This window comes from Alteromonas macleodii ATCC 27126, from assembly GCF_000172635.2.
GTDB classification, from domain to species: Bacteria; Pseudomonadota; Gammaproteobacteria; order Enterobacterales; family Alteromonadaceae; genus Alteromonas; species Alteromonas macleodii.
On record NC_018632.1, the window covers coordinates 1,056,627 to 1,075,531 of the forward strand.

Consider the following 18,905-nt stretch of genomic DNA (forward strand, 5'->3'; position numbering starts at 1 on the left):
TTTACTAAAAAGCAGAAACGTTGCGCAATTAATGGCGTCCCCAGCTGGAATCGAACCAACATCTAAGCCTTAGGAGGGCCTTGTTTTATCCATTAAACTATGGGGACCTAATGCGTAGGGAGTTTTATTATACGTAGTTCGGGAAAATACGAAACCCTTTGTCAACAAGGTGCAGCGCTATGAGCAGAATGTCTCTGTCATTGACGTGAAAGTAATGAGCCCATGGCCTGGTTTTCTAATGCATATAAAAAGCCCTCGTAGATACGAGGGCTTTGGCTATGGTCAGCGTATTTTAAATATCCGTAGGTGGAAGTTTATCAATCGCCGTTTTCAGTACCTCTGACTCGGTAGGAGATGTAGCGCCCACGTCACTTCCGCTTTCTTTAGTTGTGTCAACTGCTGAGTCGCTTGAACTCGTCGTTGAAACGCTCTCAGAACCTGAGTCAGTCGAAGTAGGCTCTGTTGAGGGAAGAATCAAATCTTCCGGAGGAAGGTCAATGTCCACAACATCAACCGTCACTTCAGTGACAGGCCCAGTAGTAACAATATCGCCTTCTTCAGGAAGGGTGATTGTGTCTTCTGGTACTGTACCGGAAGTGATAGGTTCTGGCGCTGTACTTTCTGGTGTAGAAAGCTCAGGCGAAAGCGGGCTTGTACCCTCGTCCGGCGCGGTGGGCACAGGACCGCCAATATCAACCGTATCAAGCTTAGTGCCAGACAGGTCGATAGTATCTCCTCCACCAAAACCATCGCCCACAGTGGTACCAAGTGTGCTTACCTCGTCTTCAGGTAGCGTAATGATATCTGGTGTACTCTCTACTGGCTCCGTTATCGCTGAAGGCTCGCTCATAAGCGGTGCAGTAGGCTCGTTTTCTGGTGTTATCAGTCTAGTTTCAGCGTTTAGATCGACTGTTTGAAGCGTTTGCCCTGTTAGGTCAATGACGTCAGGTGCTGTAGGCTCGTCAGTAACCACGGTGCCGCTGCTATCTGATGCGCTTACAGACTCAGATGAACTGCTCATTACCACTTCTGGTACACCTTCACCAGATGCCGTTACAAACACGTTAAATTCTGCCTGTTCGATAGTGCCGTCTGGATATTCGATACGGTAAGTAAAAGTATCCGTTAAGGTTCCACCAAACACGGCTTGCGTGTTGTCCGGGGTATAAGTGTATGCGCCAGTTTCATCAATTTGCAGCGTACCGTAATCACCCACTAACGTAATGCCGCCAGTCGCATCTTGGAAGGTTGTTCCATCAGTAGAAACGGTTACGTCGTATGTTGGGCCAAACAGTATATCGTTTTCGAACAGATTGCCGGTGGCGGTTTGTACGCCGCTAACTTCAAACTGGTCAAGATAGTTGATGGTAGAAGACAGGTCTACACTAATACTTCCGGCTACGCCAACGCCAGTTGTACCGCTCATCGACAGACGGTACAAACCTTCAGTTAATCCGTTGACGGTAAGCACGGTATCGCCATCAATGCCTAATAAGCTAATCAACTCGCCATTAGGGAAAACCCTGTACGCTTCCCACGCGCCGTTTTCGAACTTTTCTACGGTAACAGTAAGGCTTGAAACCAGTGACAGTAGGCTGCCGTTATCAACGTTTAACGTAATATCTTGAGTTGTATTTGTTGCAACGGCAAATGTACTGCTGGTATCGCTAAAGCTGCCCCCTAGCCCCAATAAATAGCCATGAGAAAGTGCATCTAGGTCACTAGGGCCCGCTTCCGAAACAAAGTCGTAGGTCAATTCAGCACGTGCCGAGTCTGCGGATACGCCTTGCCCTGATAGATTGAAGTTCAAGTTTGCAGTAGACGTATTGGCGCCATCTGAAATGGTGTAGCTAAAGCTATCTGTATTGCCTAAGCCGTCGCGAACGCCGTTGGCTACATAGGTGTAGCTGCCGTCTTCAAATATAGTTAAATCGCCATAATCACCTTCAATGGTAATGCCAGATAAACCAGTACCCAATACAGTCACTGACTCTCCATTGGTATGAGTAACTTGAGTAACAACGCCTCCTTCGGCAATACTGTCACTAACGTCGCCTGAGCTAGCGGCATCGATAACATTACCTGATGTGGTAATGCTGCCCGCAAACGCATACTCGGTTAACGTTGAAGTCACATCAGTTTGTTGCAGTAAGGTGAGCGTGTTGCTAAGTAGTGCCTCGGCGACGGCATCGAGCGCTACGTCGACCAGCAAACTTAGACCTAACTCGTTAAGACCCGTAGTGATTCTGCTAACTAAATCCGCTGCGCCAATCGAATCAGCTGTGCTAAGAGCAGGTTCAAGTATGAGTGCCCGTACTATAGTTCCTAGTCCAAGACTGTTCAGAACACTGGCATTAGTACCGTTCAATGCGTCTTCTACAGCAGTTAAGACTGCATCCTGATTCTCTTCACCAAGAGCAACGCCACCGCTACCTAACTCCGTCAACGTAATTGAGCCGCCGCTGTTTTGGTCAAACAAGGTTTCTAAAGCGCTCTCGTCATTGCGCACAACAACCGTATAGTCTCCAGCGGGTAGTCCCGAGAATTTAGCAACCAGCGTATTGTCACCTGTTAACCCCAGAAGATTAACGCCTGCGACATCTCCAATTAACGGGTTATCAGGAGTCATAGCTGTAGCGACTACATTGCCACTAGAATCCACAATTTCAATAATGTAGGCATCGGCAACGGCAACGAGAGCCTCTTGGCTAACTTCAACCACTATTTCACCGAAGAACCCAGGGTCAACCGTAAGCGTGGTACTTGCAGTTGGAGAGCCCGCAGCAGGCGATCCTTCTGCTAAACCAATGACCTGTAAATCACTGTCGGTGACAGGGGCATTAACGATAGCAGTTTGCGCACCGAGCTCCATATCATTACTGTCGTTTTGTGCGACAACTGGCGGGAAGTCACTTCCCGAAATAGTAATGGTGAGCGCCGCAATATCAGAGGTTTCACCATCTGACAAGGTGTAGTTAAATACTTCATCTTGTCCAATAGCACTGCGGTCACCATCGGCGGTATAGGTGTAAGTACCATCTGAGGCAATTTCAAGCACGCCATAGTCACCTTGGATAGTAACCGTTCCTGTGGCAGGAATCACAACACTGTCACCTGATGCGTTAGTAACCAGCGTCACTCGAGCGCCGTCTAAAATGGTATCCGCACCCACGCCACTTAAATCACCGTCAATTAGGTTACCCTGCGCCACTAAATCACCTGTGTAGGTGTATTCCGTCAATGTGGTGGTGATATCAGTGTCTTGCAAAATGGTTAACGTATTGCTGAGTAACACGTCAGCAAGAACAGCAGCGATATCGTCTAAGAAACCTAACAATCCAAGATCTGTGAGTGGACCCGTGAGCGCTCCTACGAGGTCTCCCGCACCGATTACAGTAGTGGTGTCTAGAACTGTTTCTAAAATGCCTCTTACTTGTGTGCCTACAGTGCCTAGTGGAATGCCTAGAATACCGCCGTTTAACGTTGTTTCGACCGTATTAAGCACGACATCCTGGTTTTCAGGCCCGAGGACCACACCCGCTGTGCCTAGTTCATCAAGGTCAATATCGTTGCTGTTGTCGTTGTCTAACAAGTCTTCGAGTAAGTTTTCATCGTTGCGAACAACTACGCTATAAGTGCCTGCAGCTAGACCTGCTAGCGAGAAGGAGATGGTTTCATCCCCTGAGACATTGAATATCTCAAGTCCGCCAACGTCCGTAAGTTGCGAGTCAGCGCTGACTCCTTGATAGACCAGCTGGCCACTTTCGTCGTATATCTCGACTATGTAGGCATCGGCAACAGCAACAAGTGCAACTTGTTCGACTTCTATGAGCACTTCACCCACATTATCAGGTGATACCGTAAAGGAGGCGCTTGCATCCACGCCACCTGTAGATTCTGCTAAGCCAATCACCTGCACGTCGCTGGTGGTTTCCGGTGGATTTACAGTAACCACAGGTTCGCCCATATCAACGGTGTTACCGTCGTTTATAGCATCGAGAGCCTGTACGACAACATTCTGACTTGCTGTGCTTGCCGAGTTACCTGCTTCGTCGGTGACTGTTGCCACCACCGCGTAGGTACCTGCTGGTAGCGTTGTGCCTGTTAAATCAAGGCTCCAATTACCGCTGCCATCAATGGTAAGTTCAGGGTCAGTGCCAAAGGTAAAGGACGTGCCATCAACGGTAACGGTTAGGGTAGTATTGTCACCAAGGTCAACCGTTCCATTGAAAATAAGCGTGCTATCGCTAGTAATAAAGTCTCCAGCCACCCCTGAGTCGTTTGAGATACTGTCGAACGTTACTGTCTGACCATTCTTGTTTTCATCAATACTGGTATCGATAACAACGGTACCTGTGTCAGTAGCAAGATTGCCTACCACATCTGTGGCGGTAACCACAGCCGTGTAATTGCCTTCCGCAAGCAGAGCGACGATATTATCAGCCAGTGTCCACGTGCCGTCACCATTGTTGGTAGCGGTGTAATCGTTGCCGTCAATGGTCACCACCACAACCGCATTGGGGTCGTTCACCGTACCGGTAAGCTCAGGCGTGGTGTCGTTGGTGGTCAGATCGTTTATTGCAACCGTAGGTGCAGTGGTATCAATTACCACTGTACCTGTATTGGTCACCGTATTGCCCGCGGCGTCTGTCGCGCTTACCGATGTTGGGTAGCTGCCTTCTGCAAGCGTGGCGACAGCGTTGTCAGCCAGTGTCCAGGTGCCATCACCATTGTTGGTAGCGGTGTAATCATTACCGTCAATCGTTACCACCACAACCGCATTGGGATCGTTCACCGTACCGGTAAGCTCAGGCGTGGTGTCATTGGTGGTTATATCGTTTATTGCAACCGTAGGCGTGGTGGTATCAATAACCACCGTGCCGGTATTGGTTACCGTGTTGCCTGCGGCGTCTGTCGCGCTTACCGATGTTGGATAGCTACCTTCAGCAAGCGTAGCGACTACGTTATCAGCTAACGTCCAAGTGCCGTCACCATTGTTGGTAGCGGTGTAATCGTTGCCGTCAATGGTCACCACAACAACCGCATTGGGATCGTTCACCGTACCGGTAAGCTCAGGCGTGGTGTCGTTGGTGGTTAGATCGTTTATCGCAACGGTAGGTGCGGTTGTATCAATAACCACTGTACCCGTATTGGTTACCGTGTTGCCCGCGGCGTCTGTTGCACTTACCGATGTTGGGTAGCTGCCTTCTGCAAGCGTGGCGACTGCGTTGTCAGCCAGTGTCCATGTGCCGTCTCCGTTATTGGTGGCGGTATAGTCATTGCCGTCAATCGTTACCACCACAAATGCATTCGGGTCGTTCACCGTACCGGTAAGCTCAGGCGTTGTGTCGTTGGTGGTCAGATCGTTTATTGCAACGGTAGGTGCGGTTGTATCAATTACCACTGTTCCTGTATTGGTAACAGTGTTGCCCGCGGCGTCTGTTGCAGTAACAGATGTTGGGTAACTGCCTTCTGCTAGCACAGCAACTGCGTTGTCAGCCAGTGTCCAGGTGCCATCACCATTGTTGGTAGCGGTGTAATCATTGCCGTCAATGGTTACCACCACAACTGCATTCGGATCGTTCACCGTACCGGTAAGCTCAGGCGTGGTGTCGTTGGTAGTAAGATCGTTTATTGCAACGGTAGGCGCGGTGGTATCAATTACTACAGTACCAGTGTCGGTATCGGTATTACCCGCATCGTCAGTTGCAGTAACAGATGTTGGGTAACTACCTTCAGCGAGTGTAGCGACTACGTCATCGGCCAGCGTCCACGTACCGTCACCGTTATTGGTAGCGGTGTAGTCAACGCCGTCAATGGTGACTACTACAGTAGCCGTTGGGTCATCAACCGTACCCGTTAGTGCAGGCGCAGTGTCGTTGGTCGTTACATCATTGATGGTTACGACAGGTGCCACGGCATCTACCGTGTCAGATGCAGGCCCACTGGTGTTACCCGCTTCATCGGTAGCCGTTGCCGTTACTACAACTCCATCTGCTAATGGTGTATCTGGCGTTACGCTCCAATTGCCGTCACCATCAGCGATGACGGTGAAATCTGGCGTGCCGTCTCCGTCTACATCCACATTTACCGTAGCGCCCGCTTCGGCTGTGCCGGTAATTTCAGTGCCGTTGCCCGCTTCAACGGTAGGCGCAGCTGGTGCTGTGGTATCAATAACCACTGTACCAGTATTCGTACCCACATTACCTTCTGGGTCGGTTGCAGTAACCGTTGCGGTATAGCTACCTTCAGCAAGTGCCGCCACCGCATCGTCAGCCAGTGTCCACGTGCCATCACCGTTATTGGTGGCGGTATAGTCGGCACCGTTGATGGTAACAACCACCGTGGCTGTTGGGTCGTCAACCGAACCAGTAAGTGCCGGCGTTGTATCGTTCGTTGTTAAATCGTTAAAGGCAACCACTGGCGCAGCCGCGTCAACCGTGTCTGAGGCTGGGTTGCTAATGTTACCCGCTGCGTCAGTTGCCGTTACGGTCACAATTACGCCATCGGCAAGCGGTGTATCAGGCGTAATGCTCCAATTACCGTCGCCATCAGCGATGACGGTGAAATCGGGCGTGCCGTCGCCATCAACGTCCACATTTACGGTTGCGCCTGCTTCAGCGGTACCGGTAATTTCGGTACCGTTGCCCGCATCCACAGTAGGTATGGCAGGTGGTGTAGTATCAATCACTACCGTTCCTGAATTTGAACCTACATTGCCATCGGCATCCGTGGCAGTAACGGTAGCGGTATAGCTACCATCTGCAAGTGCAGCCACTGCATCGTCAGCCAGGGTCCAGCTTCCATCGCCATTGTTAGTTGCGGTGTAGTCCACACCATCAATGGTCACTACTACGATAGCGTTTGGATCGTCAACCGTACCGGTTAGCTCTGGTGTGGCGTCATTAGTGGTTAAGTCATTGATTGCAACGTCTGGCGCAACAGCATCTACTGAATCTGACGCTGGTGCACTGACATTGCCAGCTTCATCAACCGCTGTTGCCGTAACAACCACGCCATCGGCCAGCGGTGTAGTGGGGGTTACTGACCAATTTCCATCGCCATCTGCGATGACGGTGAAGTCTGGCGTGCCGTCGCCATCCACGTCCACATTTACAGTTGCCCCTGCTTCCGCAGTACCCGTAATTTCAGTGCCGTTACCTGCATCGACGGTAGGCGCTGCTGGCGCAGTGGTGTCAATCACCACAGTGCCAGAGTTAGTTCCGGTGTTACCGTCGGCATCAGTAGCAGTAACCGTAGCGGTATAGCTACCTTCAGCCAGCGCGGCAACGATATCGTCAGCCAGTGTCCAGCTGCCATCACCATTGTTTGTAGCGGTATAGTCTGTACCGTTAATGGTAATGACCACAATGGCGGTTGGATCGTCCACCGAACCGGTAAGTGCAGGCGTGGTGTCGTTAGTCGTTAGGTCGTCAAAGGCAACGACTGGCGCGACAGCGTCTACGGTATCAGACGCCGGGCTACTCGTATTGCCAGCTTCATCGGTTGCTGTTGCCGTGACAACCACGCCATCCGCTAGCGGTGTAGTGGGTGTTACTGACCAGTTACCATCGCCATCAGCAATAACCGTGAAATCAGGTGTGCCATCACCGTCAACGTCTACGTTTACGACAGCGCCTGCTTCGGCTGTACCGGTAATTTCGGTACCATTGCCTGCATCAACAGTAGGCGCAGCAGGCGCAGTAGTATCGACAATGCCGCCATTTTCGTTTGCGGTTGCCGTATTGCCCGCGCCATCTGTTGCACTTGCGGTGACTGAATAATTACCTTCAGATAAGGCCGCTGGCACATCTACAGAGAAGGTGCCATTAGCTTGAACAATGGCGCCAAATGTTTGGGTGTTTCCTGCACTATCGGTAACGCTGATGGATACGGTGCTGCCTGGCGCAATATCTGTAGTACCGGAAATGGTCGGTGTGGTGTCGTTTCCTGTACCAAGTGCGTCCAAGGTTAGGTTTGGCACGGCTGTATTGATATTGCCGCTGGTAGTATCAGACGCTGAATTTCCAGCAGCATCAGTGGCGGTAGCAGTAACATTGAAGTTTCCGTCTGCCATTGCATTGGGCACGTCGGCGCTGAAATTACCAAGGCTATCGACAATAGCCGTAAATGTCTGTTCTGCTCCCGCGCTGTCGGTGACGGTTATGGTCACTGAACTACCTGGGCTTAAATCGGTGCTACCGGTGATCGTTGGCGTAGTATCGTTACCTGTGCCTTGTGCATCTAAGTTGATCGTCGGCGCGGTAGTGTCTACGCTACCGTTTGTTTCAGTGGCAGTAGTCTCATTGCCTGCTGGGTCTTGGGCCACGGCGGTGACAGTATACCCTCCTTCAGCCATGGCGCTTGGCACATCGGCCGAGAAACTGCCGTCTCCCTGAACGGTTGCATCGAAGGTTTGGCTTACACCTGCATTATCCGTAACCGTAATCGTTACCGTAGCACCTGCAGGCAGGTCAGTATTCCCTGATATTGTAGGCGTTGTGTCACTGTCTGGGGCTAGTGTATCTAACGATAGAGTAGGGGCTGTCGTATCAATAACGCCTGTATTGTCTACGACGGTAGTGCTATTACCCGCTTCATCACTTGCCGTGGCTTCAACACTGTATGCACCTTCTGCCAAAGGCGCAGGCACATCCACTGTAAAGTTTCCATTTACATCAACCGTAGCTGTAAGGGTTTGAACATTTCCGGCGCTGTCAGTTACCACAAGCGTAACTTCACTACCCTGCGCAAGGTTTGTGCTACCAGATAGGGTAGGCGTTGTGTCATTGCCTTCCTCAAGTGGCGTTAATGTTAGTGATGGTGCTGTAATGTCTATGTTTCCAGCATCACTGGCTGTTGCTGTATTACCTGCCTCATCACTGATGGTAGCGCTTACCGTGAAGTCGCCTTCAGCTAAATCCGTACCCGGGGAGATAGAGAAAGAACCATTGGCCTGTACCACTGCGCTTAAGGTCTGGGTCGCACCAGCGCTATCCGTTACCAAAATAGTGACCACAGCGCCCGCAGGTTCATCGGTTGTACCGGTAATGAGTGGCGTCGCGTCGTTAGTGGTATCGGCAACATCTATAGTAAGTGTAGGTGCTAGAGTATCAACTACGCCTGCTTCGTTATCGGTTGTACTGTTGTTTGCTTCATCGGTGGCGGTTGCTGAAACAGTGAAGTTTCCTTCAGCCATCGCCGCTGGTACATCGGCAGAGAATACGCCGCCCGCGCCAACCAATGCAGAGAACACCTGTGTATTACCCGCACTATCAACAACCGTTATTTGCACTGTAGAACCTTGCGGTAAATCTACAGTACCGCTTATGGTTGGGGTTGAGTCGCTAACTGTACCTGGCTCGTCCAGCGTAATAACAGGTGAAATTGTGTCGATTAGGCCGGTTTCAGCGTCGGACGCTGTATTGCCAGCTTCATCAACGACCGTTGCCTGAACTGTGTAGCTACCCTCAGCCAAAGTGGTGGGTATGTCTACGCTAAAAGAGCCGTCGCTTTGTACGGTTGCTGATAAGGTTTGTATATTGCCAGCGTTATCGGTGACGGTAATTGAAACCGTGCTTCCGGCTGGCTGGTCTGTCGTGCCGCTAATGGTTGGTGTTGCATCATTGCCAACACCCGGATCTGCCACATCAATAGCCGGTGATGTGGTATCTACCACACCACCAGTTTCAGAGTCAGAGCCTGTATTTCCGGCTCCGTCAGTCACCTCTGCGACAACTGTGTAACTACCTTCGGCCAAGTCTGACGGTACGCTTGCGCTGAAGGTGCCATCTCCTTGTACTGTTGCGGTAAAGGTTTGAACTGCTCCAGCACTATCTGTCACTGTTAAGGTGACAGTGGCACCAACTGGCGCGTTAGTTGTGCCTGAAATAAGAGGCGTAGCATCGTTTGTCTGGCCAAGGGCATCTAGGGTAATGTCCGGAGCGCTTGCATTAATATTGCCGCTATCCGACACAGTTGTGCTATTGCCCGCAGCATCGCTCGCACTGGCTGTTACATCGTAATCGCCATCAACAAGCGCGCTGGGTACTTCAACTGAGAAAGTGCCATCCGCGTTTACCGTAGCGGTAAGGTTCTGTACATTACCGCCTGCATCGGTGACAACCAGTGTAATTGTTGCTCCCTCTGGCAAGTCGGTAGTACCGCTCAAAATTGGCGTTGCGTCATTGCCGCTGGCCACTGGATCTAAGTTGATAACAGGTGGAGTGGTGTCAACTGTACCGTTGTTATCAACCGCTGTGTTTTGATTACCTGCATCATCAGTCGCCGTCACTTCTACGGTGTAATCGCCTTCTGCAAGGTCAACCGGCACATCAGCGCTAAAGCTACCGTTCGCTTGAACGGTGGCAGTGAAAGTTTGCGTATTGCCCAGGCTGTCAGTCACGCTAATGCTTACAGTGTTGCCTGCAGCCAAGTCGGTGGTTCCCGATATAGTCGGTGTAGCGTCGTTGGTCAGGCCTTGTGCGTCTAACGTTATGGTAGGGGCAGCTGTATCTATGATGCCGTTATTATCTATTGCCGTTGCTGAATTACCCGCATCGTCAGTCGCAGTGACGGTCACACTGAAACTGCCTTCAGCTAAATCGGCAGGAACATCAGCACTGAAAGTACCATCGTTTTGGACAGTTGCTGTGAATGTTTGGGTATTTCCAGCGTTGTCTGTCACGCTTATGCTAACTGTGTCGCCAGCATTGAGGTCTGTGGTGCCAGAGATAGACGGCGTTGCATCATTGCCAAGCCCTTGTGAATCGATGGTTATCGATGGAGCTGTGGTATCGATGTTACCGCCATTTTCGGTTACCGATGCACTGTTGCCAGCGCCGTCTGTGGCGGTGGCAGTAACAGAATAGTCACCTTCAGGTAGGCTTGCAGGAACATCAGCCGTAAAGCTTCCATCACCTTGCACTATGGCACTGAATGTCTGTGTGTTTCCAGCACTGTCAGTCACAGTTAGCGTTACAGTGCTACCTGGCGCTACGTCGGTATTACCTGAAATAGTCGGCGTCGTGTCGTTGCCCGACCCAAGAGGGTCGAGGGATAGGGTAGGCGCGGCAGAGTTTATGTCGCCGCTCACTGTATCTGTAGCAGTATTGCCTGCAGCATCAGTGGCCGTTGCAGTAACGTCGAAGTTTCCGTCAGCCATAGGATTAGGCACATCTGCACTGAAGTCGCCGTTAGCATCAACAGTTGCGGTAAACGTCTGCACAGTGCCAACACTGTCAGTTACTGTGATAGTTACTGTGCTTCCTGCGGCTAGGTCGGTATTTCCGCTAATGGTAGGCGTGTTATCGTTACCTGTACCAAGCGGATCCAAAGTGATAACAGGCGCTGTGGTATCTACGCTGCCACCCGTTTCAGAATCAGAACCTTGGTTGCCAGCCGCGTCTTGAGCGGTTGCGGTAACCGTATAGTCACCTTCAGCTAGTGGTGAAGGTACGTTGGCTGCAAAACTGCCGTTGGTTTGTACCGTAGCGGCAAAGGTTTGCGTATTACCCGCACTGTCGACCACCGTTAATGTAACAATGGCGCCAGCTGGAAGGTTTGTGGTGCCAGAAATAGTTGGCGTAGCGTTATTCTCTGGCGTTAATTCGTCAAGGTTTAGCTCAGGTGGCGTGATGTCGATAACACCTGAATTATCGAGAACCGACGTGCTGTTGCCTGCTTCATCAGTGGCAGTAGCTTCAACACTGTAAGAGCCTTCAGCAAGTGCCGCGGGTACATCAACCGTAAAGCTTCCTGCAGCATCAACTGTTGCTGTAACCGTTTGAATGTTGCCAGCACTGTCTGTGATAACCAAGGAGACCACGCTACCTTCGGCTAGATCTGTACTTCCCGAAATGGTTGGGGTTGTGTCGTTGCCTAATCCTTGAGGGTCTAAGGTTAGGGTAGGCGCGGTGGTGTCTATGGTGCCTGTTACATTGGCTGACGCACTGTTGCCAGCATCGTCGGTGGCCGTTGCGGTAACCGTAAAGTCACCTTCGGCTAGTGCAACTGGTACACCCACAGTAAAGTTGCCGTTTGCGTCAACCGTTGCGGTCACAGTTTGCGTATTGCCAGCGTTGTCGGTGATCGACAGCGTTACGCTCTCACCTGCTGCTAAGTCCGTAGTGCCTGAAATGGTCGGCGTAGTATCGTTATTTGAACCCAGCGCATCTAGTGAAATAACGGGGGCGACAGTATCGACGATACCGTTATTGTCGGTGACAGATGCACTATTTCCGTTGCTGTCTGTAGCGGTAGCGGTTACTGAGTAATCACCTTCGGCAAGAGGCGCGGGGACATCAGCACTAAAGTTACCGCTCGCATCGACAAGTGCAGTAAAGGTTTGGGTGTTACCTGCACTGTCAGTGACAAAAAGCGTCACTGTTGAACCCGCGGGTAGGTCAGTCGTACCTGTAATGGTTGGTGTAGTATCGCTAACCGTAACTTGCGCATCTAATGTCAACGCAGGGGCGCTGGTATCTAACGTACCGGTATCAGAAGTGGTGGTTGTATTACCTGCATCGTCTGAGGCACTTGCTGTTACCGTGTAGCTACCATCAGGTATAGCGTTTGGAACATCCGCGCTGAAGTCACCGTTTGCGTCCACAATGGCGTCAAAGGTTTGTGTATTGCCTGCGCTATCTGTGACGGTTAACGTTACCGTGCTTCCCGGTGCTAAATCAGTGCTGCCCGATATGTTAGGGGTTTCATCGTTGCCTGTGCCCTGCGGATTTAGCGTAAGTACAGGGGCGGTGGTGTCAATATTGCCACCGTCCTCAGTTGCGGTTGTTGAATTACCTGCATCATCTGTTGCAGTAACTTCGACGCTGTAATCTCCTTCAGGCAGTGGAGACAATACCTCTGTTGCAAAGTTGCCGTCAGCATCAACCAATGCGTTAATGGTTTGCGTGTCACCATTGCTGTCAGTTACGGTGATCACAACGACAGAGCCTTCAGGTAAATCTGTATTACCTGAAATAACCGGCGTAGTGTCATTACCTGAATCTAACGGGTTAACGGTAACAATAGGCGCTTGTGTATCAATACTTCCATTTGTTTCGTTTGCCGTCGCGGTGTTGCCTTGTGCATCGCTTACTGTTGCCGTAACGGTAAAGTCGCCTTCAGCCAGAGCGCTAGGCACATCGGCACTGAATGTACCGTCTGCCTGCACGGCTGCTTGGAAACTTTGCGAGTTACCATTGGCATCTACCACAGTAATGGTAACCAGTGTGCCAGGTGCCACGTCGGTAGTACCTGTGATAGTTGGGGTAACATCGCTGGTAGCGCCTTGTGTATCAAGGGTTAACAGCGGCGCTTCGCTATCTACATTACCTGTTGTATTGGCATTCGCGGTATTGCCTGCACTGTCGGTTGCAGTGGCAGTCACAGTAAAGTCGCCGTCAGCTAGTGCGTTTGGCACATCTACACTGAAGCTACCATTTGCATCGACCAAGGCATTGATAGTTTGCGTGTTTCCAGCGCTATCTGTAACGACAAGCGTTACCGTGCTTCCTTCAGGAAGGTCAGTGGTGCCTGAAAGCGTAGGTGTGTTGTCACCCGTGCTGCCAGGGTTTTCTAGGGTAAGCGTAGGCGCGGTGGTATCTACAACGCCGCCATTGTCGGTTACTGTTGTCGTATTGCCATCGCCGTCAGTTGCGCTGGCGGTTACGGTGTAAGCGCCATCAGCGAGTGGAGTGGTAACATCTGCACTAAATGTTCCGCCTGTGCCTACTGTCGCGGTAATCGTTTGCGTGTTACCTGCGCTATCCGTTACGGTTAAGGTAACCGTACTTCCTTCAGGTAAGCTGGTGGTACCTGAAATAAGGGGCGTGCTGTCATTCGTCTCGCCTTGACCATCTAGCACTAACGTGGGGGCATTGGTATTAATATTACCCGTTGCGTTGTCTGTAACTTCATTGCCTGCTTCGTCTTCTGCCGTGGCGGTAACCGTATAGTCTCCATCAGCCAGTTCTTGCGGTACGTCGACAGAGAAGTTGCCATTAGCATCGACTAAGGTGTTGATAGTTTGGGTGTTACCAGCGCTATCAACGACCGTTAGCGAGACAACACTTCCTTCAGGCAGGTCGGTGCTGCCCGATAAAGTTGGTGTGGAATCGTTACCAGAACCCACTGGATTTAAAGATAGCGATGGAGCGGTTGTATCTAAAATGCCGCCGTTTTCTGTCACGCTAGCGGTATTACCATTTTCATCGACAGCGGTTGCTGTAACGGAGTAGTTACCTTCTGCTAATGCGCTAGGTACCTCAGCGCTAAAGCCTCCGTTTTCATCAACAACGGCTTCAATAGTTTGCTGGTTACCTAAGCTATCGGTGACGACCAGTGTTACCGTGCTACCTTGTGGCAAATCTGTCGTGCCACTAATAAGTGGTGTGGTGTCGTTGCCAATGTCTTGTGGGTCAAGCGATAGCGTTGGTGCTGCGGTATCAATATTGCCCTGTGTCGATGCAGAGTCTTGATTACCCGCATCGTCAGTGACAGTGGCGGTAACGGTAAAGTTGCCGTCGGCAAGCTCTGCCGGCACGTCAACAGAGAAAGTACCGTCATTTTGGACAAGAGCGTCAAAGGTTTGCGTATTCCCTGCACTGTCTGTAACAGTGATTGATACACTGCTACCCGGTGCCTGGTCTGTGTTACCTGAGATGGTTGGCGTAGTATCATTGGTACTGCCTTGAGCATCTAGATTAACCAGCGGCGATGTAATATCGATATTACCGCCAGTTTCCGTTGCCGTTGCAGTATTGCCGTTGGCGTCGGTCGCTGTAGCCGTTACGCTATATTCACCTTCAGCTAATGGATTGGGCACATCAGCACTGAAATTACCAGAACCATCTACCGTTGCCGTAAATGTTTGCGTATTGCCAAGCGCATCGGTAACAGACAGTGTAACAGTGCTGCCAGCGGGTAAATCGGTAGTACCTGAGATAGTAGGCGTGGTGTCGTTGTCATCACCCAGTGGGTCAAGGGTTAAGCTTGGCGCATTGCTGTCCACTGTGCCAGTTTGTGACGTTGAAGCACTATTTCCCGCAGCATCGGTGGCTGTTGCTTCAACAGTGTAGTCGCCGTCAGCGAGTTCAGCAGGCACGTCTGCGCTAAATTCGCCGTTCGCGTCTACTGTGGCAGTAAAGGTTTGACTGTTTCCAGCACTATCGGTAACGGTAAGTGTAACCGTGCTGCCTGCTTCCAAGTTTGTAGAACCGCTAATTGACGGTGTCGTGTCGTTACCTGTGCCAAGTGGCTCTAGTGAAATGGTGGGGGCTTGCGTATCAATGTTGCCGCCATTTTCAGTAACAGTCGTTGTATTGCCGGCCTCGTCTGTTGCACTGGCCTCTACGGTATATTCACCCTCAGTAAGCGGCGTTTGCACGTCCACGCTAAAATCACCGTTCTCATCAACGACGGCATCGATAGTTTGTGTGTTGCCCGCGCTGTCGGTCACCACAATAGTTACTGTTGAACCAGGTGGTAAATCGGTAGAGCCTGAAATCGTTGGCGTGGTGTCGCTACCGTCAGTTTGCGGGTCTAAAGAAAGCGCTGGTGCGGTAGTGTCTATGTTGCCACTGTTGTCGACAACGGTAGTTGTATTACCCGCTGCATCAGTTGCTTCGACAGAAACCTCATAATTGCCTTCTGCTAGCGCGTCTTCGAGATCGGCGCTGAAATTACCATTTTCATCAACAATGGCGGTAACAGTTTGCGTATTACCCTGACTATCGGTGACGGTAATAACGACCTCGCTACCTGCGGGTAAATCTGTATTACCTGAGATGGTCGGTGTTGTGTCGTTAGTATCCGTTTGCGGGTCGATGTTCACAATCGGTGGGGTGGTATCAAGTACAGTAGTGGCCGTGGCGGTAGAGCTATTGCCATTTTCGTCTGTCACCGTCACTTCAATCTCGTATTCGCCCTCTTCAGAGCCAGGAGGGAATGCAACATTGAAGTTGCCATTCTCATCGGTTGTCCCCGTTATTGTCTGGCTGTTGCCGTCGCTATCGGTGATAACAACCACAATCTCTGAATTAGGGGCGTCTGACGATCCCCCTATGCCTTCACTACCGTTGGTAGGAGAGCCGGTTTCAATGACAACATTAGGGCCTTGGGTATTAATAACTGCATCGATAGAGGTTGAAGCGGTATTGCCCGCCACATCAGACACAGTAGCGGTTACCGTGAAGTCGCCATTTGCGAGCGCTTGCGGAACTTCAGCGCTGAAGCTACCGTCTTCTTGCACTGTTGCAGTAATGGTTTGCGTAGTGCCATCTGAATGCACGATATCTAGTGTTACTATCGCACCCGGTTCTGCGTCGGTGTCGCCATTTATCACTGGCGTGTCATCATTGGTTGAGCCAATAGGATCAAGGCTGATTATCGGCGCCGTGGTGTCAATTTCGCCTGTTACTGTAGTAGTCGAGCTGTTACCTGCTGGTGTCGTCACAGTAACATCTACCGTGTACTCACCTTCGCTAAGCTCCGCTGGCACATCTTCGTTGAACGTGCCGTCAGCGCCCACTGTAGTGACGATTGTTTGCTCGTTACCCTCGCTATCTGTAACAACGATGACCACTTCACTGCCTGGAGGGGCATCGGTTTCACCAGAAACGTTGGGCGTAGTATCGTTCGTTGGCGCAGGTTGATTTACGGTCGTCGAAGGACTTGTAGAATCATAATCGCCACTTGCTGTTGCTTGTGCGGTGTTACCCGCACCATCTGTCACCTCGGCAGTTACGCTGTATGTACCCTCTGCCACCGCATTTGGAACTTCAACGGTAAAGGTACCATCGGCAAGCACAGTGGTGGTAAAGGTTTGAGTAACGCCAGCACTATCGGTAACGGTAAGAGTTATCGTGCTTCCGGGCACGGCATCCGTTAAACCCGAGAGTGTGGGTGTAGCATCGCCATTTATTCCTGGGTCGTTTAATGAGATGGTTGGCGCCGTCACGTCGATAGCACCCAGAGCGTCAGCATTGGCCGTATTGCCTGCTTCATCAGTCACGCTGGCGTTAACGGTAAATTCGCCTTCAGCTAGTTCAGCCGGTACGTCAGCACTGTAAGTGCCGTCAGCCTGCACAATGGCGGTCACGGTTTGAGTAACGCCTGCACTATCGGTAATGGTTAATGTTACTGTGCTACCAGGCGCGGCGTCGGTGGTACCTGAAAGGGTAGGCGTGGTGTCGTTAACAGACTCAGCTGAGTAGATGGTGATTGAAGGCGCTGTGGTATCAATAACACCCGTGGTGTCAGAGGTTGCTGTATTGCCGGCTTCGTCGGTAACGCTGGCGTTAACTGTAAATTCGCCTTCCGCTAATTCAGCGGGTACGTCAACGCTGTAGGTGCCGTCTGCTTGCACAATGGCAGTCACGGTTTGCGTAACGCCTGCACTGTCGGTAATGGTTAGAGTAACTGTGCTGCCCGGAGTGGCATCGGTCGTACCTGAAAGGGTAGGCGTGGTGTCGTTAACAGAGCCTGGTGTAGATAGTGATTGAAGGCGCGGTGGTATCAATAACGCCAGTGGTGTCTGTGGTTGCTGTATTGCCAGCCTCATCTGTAACGCTGGCGTTGACAGTAAATTCACCTTCAGCTAATTCAGAAGGTACATCAACGCTATAGGTGCCGTCCGCTTGCACAGTGGCAGTTACAGTTTGCGTGTTGCCAGCACTGTCGGTAATGGTTAGCGTAACTGTGCTGCCAGGAGTGGCATCAGTAGTACCTGAAAGGGTAGGCGTGGTGTCGTTATCAGAACCAGGCGCATTAATGGTAATGGTTGGGGCGGTGGTATCAATTTCCCCTGTAGTATCAGCAGTTGCTGTATTGCCTGCTTCATCGGTCACGCTGGCGTTAACGGTAAATTCGCCTTCCGCTAATTCAGTGGGTACATCAACGCTGTAGGTGCCGTCTGCCTGCACAATGGCAGTCACGGTTTGAGTATTGCCTGCACTGTCGGTAATGGTTAGCGTAACTGTGCTGCCAGGAGTGGCATCGGTTGTACCTGAAAGGGTAGGCGTGGTGTCGTTATCAGAACCCGGCGCATTAATAGTAATAGTTGGAGCGGTAGCGTCAATTTCACCAGTGGTAGAACTATCTGCAGTATTACCTGTAGGTTCTAATACGGTAGCATCTACCGTGAACTCACCATCAGCCAGTGCGTTTGGTACGTCTACACTGAACGTACCGTCGTCTTGTACTATGGCGGTAACAACCTGAGTGTTTCCCTCACTATCGGTAACGGTTAATGTTACTGTACTGCCTGGAATTGCTGAAGTAATGCCTGATAGTGTTGGCGTGGTGTCGCTTGTTAAGCCAATCGCATCTAGGGTAAGTGAAATGTCTTGTGCTTGCTCGCCTGTTCCAGAAAACTCAACTGGTGTAACATCGTCGTTGCCATTTGCACTTTGATCGAACTGGAAACCCACAGGATCGACTTCTTCATTTATGCGATCAACGCGCACAAAATTACTACCGCCGTCAGTACCAGCACCGCCATCTAGACCTGCTGCGGTTGCTTCTAACGATTCTAAAATGTCTCCGTCACCAGCAAGCACATCAAGAAAGTCAGCGTCACCTTCTTGGTTGTTACCATCAACGCCGTCAACACCGTCAAGTAATGCTGTTAGCTCATCCACACTTTCATCAAAAACAGCAAATTCATCGTCAGAATTGTTTTCGGTGAAATCTAATTGCAGCGGGAAAGTAACACTTTGTCCGGCTGGAAGTGTGCGAAGTTCTCCATCTACACTTACGGTAACAAATCCATCAGGTGATATGTTTAATACGTCGCCTTCCGCCACCGTCATACCGACAGTAACATTGACCTGTTCACCTGTTTCACCACGTACTAAAGAAGCCTCGCCGTTTACTTCTGCAATGATTACTTCAGCCATAATTCC

General features: G+C 50.9%; 2 protein-coding genes and 1 tRNA gene. All 3 read right to left on the reverse strand.

Going from position 1 to position 18,905, the window contains the following annotated elements:
* Positions 1 to 32: 32 nt before the first annotated feature.
* The 3 genes from MASE_RS04525 to MASE_RS20190 all read right to left on the reverse strand — a co-directional run bounded on the left by MASE_RS04525 (position 33) and on the right by MASE_RS20190 (position 18,899).
* Positions 33 to 107, reverse strand: a tRNA-Arg gene (locus MASE_RS04525).
* A 185-nt stretch (positions 108 to 292) separates the two neighbouring features.
* Positions 293 to 17,563, reverse strand: coding sequence for a BapA/Bap/LapF family large adhesin (locus MASE_RS04530; RefSeq protein ID WP_232362809.1), 17,271 nt, complete (start codon positions 17,561 to 17,563; stop codon positions 293 to 295).
* Entirely contained in the window at positions 17,475 to 18,899 is a 1,425-nt protein-coding gene (locus MASE_RS20190; RefSeq protein ID WP_014948579.1) for a retention module-containing protein, read from the reverse strand. The genes MASE_RS04530 and MASE_RS20190 overlap by 89 nt, the downstream gene beginning before the upstream one ends.
* Positions 18,900 to 18,905: the final 6 nt, after the last annotated feature.

Bases quoted from the DNA above. Each gene is read 5' to 3' on its own strand.
- MASE_RS20190 (WP_014948579.1), bottom strand. From the start codon at position 18,899: ATGGCTGAAGTAATCATTGCAGAAGTAAACGGCGAGGCTTCTTTAGTA.
- MASE_RS04530 (WP_232362809.1), bottom strand. From the start codon at position 17,563: ATGAGGCTGGCAATACAGCAACCACAGACACCACTGGCGTTATTGATA.